Source organism: Bacteroidales bacterium (assembly GCA_012517825.1).
In the GTDB taxonomy this organism is placed as follows: Bacteria; Bacteroidota; Bacteroidia; order Bacteroidales; family JAAYUG01; genus JAAYUG01.
The window spans coordinates 1-5472 of record JAAYUG010000076.1 but is presented as its reverse complement, the minus strand read 5'-3'; the positions used below and the strand labels follow the sequence as shown (position 1 = coordinate 5472).

The following is a 5472-nucleotide window of genomic DNA, read 5'->3' as shown; positions in this document are numbered from 1 at the left end:
ATTAATGTGTTCAGGTTTTCATAGCGTGATCACTTGCAGAAAATTGGAAATTGGAAATTTTCGGTGAGTTGTGATTTCTGAGTTGGGATTTAATTGAACTACGTTTTAAATCAAAAAATCCCGTCCCTGGATAAATTGGTAACTGGCGGGACGGGATGGACGGAAGAATCCGCTATAGGAGAAATGATCTGCTATTTGATTCCGGCGGTATATTGAACATTCCAGCTTTCAGTATTCAGCATCCACGGCTCAACGTTCTGTGCTTCCTCTGAACTGAAATTACCCGAAGCCCAGGTAGTATCGTCATTCATCCAGCTTTCCAGACCCTGAGAAGTTTCAGAAGTCAGGGCATCCCAGGTCAGGTCATTCAGCATCCAGCTTTCGACATTTTCTGCCGGATCGGCCGTGATTTCAGTCCAGCTGGCTCCATCGAGCATCCAGCTTTCAATGTTTTCCAGTGGTTCAGCTGGAATATCCATCCATTCAGCCTCATTCAGCATCCAGCTTTCAACGTATTCAGCAGGTTCTGATGAAATTTCCATCCAGGCTGACTCATTCAGCATCCAGCTTTCAACCTTATATTCTATTTCTGTCATGGTCTCATTCCAGTCAGCTGATGAAAGCATCCAGCCTTCAATTGATTCGGTCGACCCGGCAGATGGAGCCAGAGCATAAGTATTTACAGCATCAGAGATGGTTGAAGAAGCGGTTACCGCAGGGGCTGTTGAGCTCAGCAAATAGATCGAATGCAGGCGATTTGCTGAAGAATTTCCGTAGCAGAAAACAGCTTCAGGAGCAACCGGTTTGAGCATTATCAGTCCGTTCTGATCATTGCTGAAAGGCAGGAAAATGCGCGCCAGTGAGAATAATATAGATAAGTTCAACGGTCTGATTTCAGGCATACTTGTATAATTCCGTGTTGCATATCCGGGGTAACCCGGCTTTTGCGATACCAGTTCATACTGTCCGGTAAGCTGTGAGGGGAGAAGAAAAGCTGCCACAATAAGGGCCAGGGTAAGGGCAGCGGGGCGGATGGTCGTTGCAAGAGTCTTCATTTTTTTTCCTCCTGATTAGGGTTTTTTATCATGGTCATAGCATGTATTACACATGACGTGCCAAAAATTATAATACATTCATTTACTGTACATTACAAATATTTTCTCTCTTTTTTTTCCGTCCGCATGTGAACGATTATGCAACAATGGGTGTTCGAAAATGAACGATTAGTATATAATACTATATTTGAGGTATGAAAAAATTTCTTTCAGTTCTTCTGATCCTTTACCTGATCCCGGTCTGCCTGCCGGCCCAGAATCCTGCTTCTTACCGTATTGTAAAAAACCAGAGTGGCACGAACGGAATGGTGGTATCTGCCCATCCCATTGCAAGTGAAGCGGGCATTGCGGTTTTGCAAAAAGGAGGGAATGCCTTCGACGCAGCTATTGCCGTTCAATTTGCCCTGGCGGTGGTTTATCCGCAGGCAGGCAACCTGGGAGGAGGAGGTTTTCTGGTGGCGCATTTTTCCGATGGAAGGCTTCTGGCGCTCGACTTCCGTGAAACAGCCCCTGCCGCCGCAACGCCGAAAATGTTTCTCGATTCATCAGGAAATCCTGTCCCGTGGCGGTCGTTGAAAGGCCCCCTTGCCTCAGGAGTTCCGGGTACTGTCGATGGCATTTTCGCTACCCTTCCCCATGCCCGGCTTCCCCTTAAGGAACTGGTCGAACCGGCCATAAACCTGGCAAGGAAAGGCTTCCGTATTACCCTAAGAGAAGCTGAAAGCCTCAACCGCAACCGGGAAAATTTCCTGATGTACAACCAATACCCCGTTGCCTTTGTAAAAAACACGCCATGGAAAGAAGGAGACATCCTCCGGCAACCCGAGCTGGCCGTAACACTGGAAAAGATAAGAGAAGGAGGCAGAGATAGTTTCTATTGCGGTTCCACGGCACATGCCATTGAGCAAGTAATGAAACAAAAAGGGGGCATCATCACCCGTCAGGATCTGAAAAATTACCACACGGTGGAACGAAAACCCGATACGTTTTCCTACCGTAATTACAAGGTAGTTACCATGCCGCTTCCTTCAAGCGGAAGCATTATCCTCCGGCAGGTACTTTCGATTCTTTCCTGGTATCCGATAGGGGATTACGGCTTTGCTTCTTCAGCCGCCATGCATCTTATGGCTGAAGCTGAGCGGCGCTCGTATGCCGACAGAGCCCGTTACCTCGGTGATCCTGACTTTATACATGTCCCCTCAGACATGCTCACTGACCCGGAATACCTGAAAAAGCGCATGGAAAATTACTCGCCTGAAAGGGCAACTCCATCTTCTGCAGTCAGTTATTCCCTTGCCGATGAAACAACCGAAACGACCCATTTTTCCGTCATTGATGCCGAAGGAAACGCCGTATCGGTTACCACAACGCTGAACGGGTCGTACGGATGTTTTGTGGTTGTTCCCGGCAGAGGTTTTCTTCTTAATAACGAAATGGATGATTTCAGTACAAAGCCCGGATTCCCCAATGCTTATGGAGCACTCGGAGGCAAAGCCAATGCCATTGAACCAGGAAAACGTATGCTGAGTTCCATGTCGCCAACCATACTCCTTGCTGAAAACAAGCCATTCCTTATCCTTGGCTCTCCGGGCGGGACCACCATCCCAACTACGGTGCTTCAGGTAATTGTTAACGTAATTGATTTCGGGATGCCATTGAAAGAAGCGGTTTTTGCTCCCCGGTTCCACCATCAGTGGATGCCTGACCAGATTATGATGGAAAAAGGATTTCCGCAAAAAACCCTGGAGGAACTAAAAAAGAAAGGGCACCACATCAGCGAAGCCAGGGCATTGGGCAGTGTCAACGTAATTATGGTTCATGCTGACGGCACGTACGAAGGAGTAGGCGATCGCCGTGGTGACAATTCCGTTGCTTCCTATTGAATTCGCTTTTAATTTATCATTTATGCTGATTACGCAAATAGCTCTCATCTTTTCCATGGTACTGCAACTGGTAGCCGCAGTGCTTGCCATACGCCTCACAAGGGTCACAAAATACAACCTTTCCTGGATTCTTATCAGTACCGGATTCATTCTGATGGTAGTTTCCAGGCTTATTGACATGATTCCTTTTTTTTATGACAGATTGCCCTTTAATACAGCCTCGGCTATCACATGGATAGGCTTTGTCACTTCCCTTTGTTTCACCGTAGGAGTTATTCTTATCCGCCGCATATTCAATTTCATACGCAAGGTGGAAGAAACCCGAAGGGAAGTTGAAAAACGGGTTCTGAAAGCGGTAATACAAACGGAAGAGAACGAAAGGAAACGTTTTGCCAAAGACCTGCATGACGACCTCGGACCCCTTCTGTCGGCTGTTAAGCTTTCCGTATCGAGCCTCACAGCAATGGAACAGGACGACAAGAGGAAGGAAATCCTGCGGAACACAGACCATCTTATCACGGAAGCCCTCCGCAGTATTAAGGAAATTTCCAACAACCTGAGTCCGCACATGCTTGCCAACTTTGGTCTGGCCAGCGCCATTAATGACCTTACCAACCGTATCACCGGCCCGGGAATTCCGGTTATCCGTTTCGATTCAGATCTCTACGGGGTGCGGTTCAATGAAGACGTTGAGGTAGTTCTGTACCGTGTAACGGGTGAACTGATCAACAATACCCTGAAACATGCGCATGCATCGAGTGTTGAAATGCAGCTTACAAAGCAGGGGAATGTTCTTATCCTTACCTATAGTGACGACGGCAAAGGCTTCGATGTGCCGGAAGTTATCCACGGGCCTGTTAAAGGGACCGGCATTTCCAATATCATTTCACGTCTGCGCTCCGTGCGTGGAACCCTTGAAGCAGAAAGTTCTCCCGAAAGCGGCTCAAAATTCATCATACGCATTCTTTTATGACGAAACCCACATGTTTTACACACACAAACCCAACGGTAATAAAATGATGAACATGCGGGTTCCATCATACCATTGAAAATTAATTTTATTATGATGAAAAGGATATTCCATCCCGGCATTCCTCCGGCTCTTAAAAAACCTGAAAAGATTCAGGAATATCTTGATTCCACAAAGTACAATGCAGGTAAATGTACCCGTTCTCCCCGGCTTGTTTACCAGCTGAATGAGGCCCATTGCTTTGAAGGTGCCATGTTTGCCGCTGCCTGCCTTGAACTCGCAGGTTATCAGCCTCTGATTCTTGATATGATTGCTGAAGATGATGACGACCATGTTGTGGCTGTCTATAAGGTTTACAATTGCTGGGGAGCGGTAGGAAAGTCGAATTTTACCACCCTGCGTTACCGTGAACCCGTTTACCGAAACCTTCGCGAACTGGTTATGTCTTATTTTGATTTTTATTTCAATACCAACGGATTCAAATCGCTCCGCACTTATTCGCGCCCTGTAAACCTGCACCGTTTCGACTATCTGAACTGGAGAACCACGGAAGAAGATCTCGACATCATCGGACAATACCTTAATTCGGTTCCTCATTATCCCCTGCTCACAAAAGATCAGATCAGGCTCCTGGCTCCGGCGACCCCTTCCCTCCTCTCCTCCTCCCTCATCGGATCAAATCCCGACGGATTGTTTGTTCCGGGATCAAAAAAAGAATTCTGATTCCTCATCCTGAGGTAAAAAGAAAACCAACTCCGACAAGACAAAGAGCGCAAAGATTAAAACAATGAAATATGAACCCGAAGCCATTCTGCAGGAATACCCAATACGTTTCAATAAAATTTTTATTATTGTGGAGAAAATCATCTGCCCATGACTCCCATTTCGGTTTGCATTGTTGACGATCACACCCTTTTCCGCAACGGGCTGCGGCTTCTGCTCAACGCATCATCCGAAGTGCGGGTAATTGCCGAAGCAGGGAACGGACAGGAATATCTCCGGTTGCTGAAAGATACAGTACCAGACGTTACCCTGATGGACATTGAAATGCCCGGGATGAACGGAATCGAAACGGCTGCAGAGGCAGTGAAGCTCTTCCCTGAACTCCGTATCATTACCCTCTCCATGTACGGAGAAGAAGAGTACTATGTGAAAATGATCGATGCAGGTGCCAGGGGATTCATTCTTAAAAACTCCGATATCAATGAAGTAATCAGTGCTATCAAAGCAGTTTATGAGGGAGGTACATACTTCTCGCAGGACCTTCTTTTAAATGTTGTAAAAAACATACGTTCCGGAAGACTCACGGCAACCGCTGATACGCATCTTTCAGAAAGAGAAATAGAAATTCTGCGGAAAATCTGCCAGGGGTATTCCAACCAGGAAATAGCTGACCAGCTGAACATCAGCAAGCGAACCGTTGATAAACACCGGTCCAATCTGCTGGAAAAGACTGGTTCAAAAAACACGGCCAACCTCGTCATTTACGCGTTGAAGCATAAGCTCGTGGAATTCTGATTCTCTGGTGATTTCTTTTACTTTACGCTGTTGCCTTTTCGCTATT

Annotated in this window: 5 protein-coding genes; 4 read left to right on the top strand and 1 reads right to left on the bottom strand. The window is 46.7% G+C overall.

Annotation, left to right across the window (positions count from 1 at the left end; all coding sequences use genetic code 11):
• Nucleotides 1-191: 191 nt before the first annotated feature.
• On the bottom strand, nucleotides 192-1055 hold the full coding sequence (locus GX419_04925) for a hypothetical protein (GenBank protein NLI24029.1): 864 nt from the start codon (nucleotides 1053-1055) through the stop codon (nucleotides 192-194).
• Nucleotides 1056-1249: 194 nt separating this feature from the next.
• On the opposite strand from GX419_04925, the gene ggt reads away from it, so the two are divergent.
• The 4 genes from ggt to GX419_04905 all read left to right on the top strand — a co-directional run bounded on the left by ggt (nucleotide 1250) and on the right by GX419_04905 (nucleotide 5426).
• Nucleotides 1250-2938 carry a gamma-glutamyltransferase gene (ggt, locus tag GX419_04920; protein ID NLI24028.1) on the top strand — a complete coding sequence of 563 codons (1689 nt, stop codon included), beginning with the start codon at nucleotides 1250-1252 and terminating at the stop codon, nucleotides 2936-2938.
• A 22-nt stretch (nucleotides 2939-2960) separates the two neighbouring features.
• The gene (locus tag GX419_04915) at nucleotides 2961-3911 is read left to right on the top strand and encodes a sensor histidine kinase (GenBank protein ID NLI24027.1); all 951 of its coding nucleotides are present in this window, start codon (nucleotides 2961-2963) and stop codon (nucleotides 3909-3911) included.
• A 90-nt stretch (nucleotides 3912-4001) separates the two neighbouring features.
• Nucleotides 4002-4631, top strand: a complete 630-nt coding sequence (locus GX419_04910; protein ID NLI24026.1) for a hypothetical protein — start codon at nucleotides 4002-4004, stop codon at nucleotides 4629-4631.
• A gap of 150 nt (nucleotides 4632-4781) precedes the next feature.
• Nucleotides 4782-5426, top strand: coding sequence for a response regulator transcription factor (locus GX419_04905; GenBank protein ID NLI24025.1), 645 nt, complete (start codon nucleotides 4782-4784; stop codon nucleotides 5424-5426).
• Nucleotides 5427-5472: the final 46 nt, after the last annotated feature.

Coding starts and splice junctions, on each gene's coding strand:
- GX419_04925 (NLI24029.1), bottom strand. CDS start 1,055: ATGAAGACTCTTGCAACGACCATCCGCCCCGCTGCCCTTACCCTGGCC.
- ggt (NLI24028.1), top strand. CDS start 1,250: ATGAAAAAATTTCTTTCAGTTCTTCTGATCCTTTACCTGATCCCGGTC.
- GX419_04915 (NLI24027.1), top strand. CDS start 2,961: ATGCTGATTACGCAAATAGCTCTCATCTTTTCCATGGTACTGCAACTG.
- GX419_04910 (NLI24026.1), top strand. CDS start 4,002: ATGATGAAAAGGATATTCCATCCCGGCATTCCTCCGGCTCTTAAAAAA.
- GX419_04905 (NLI24025.1), top strand. CDS start 4,782: ATGACTCCCATTTCGGTTTGCATTGTTGACGATCACACCCTTTTCCGC.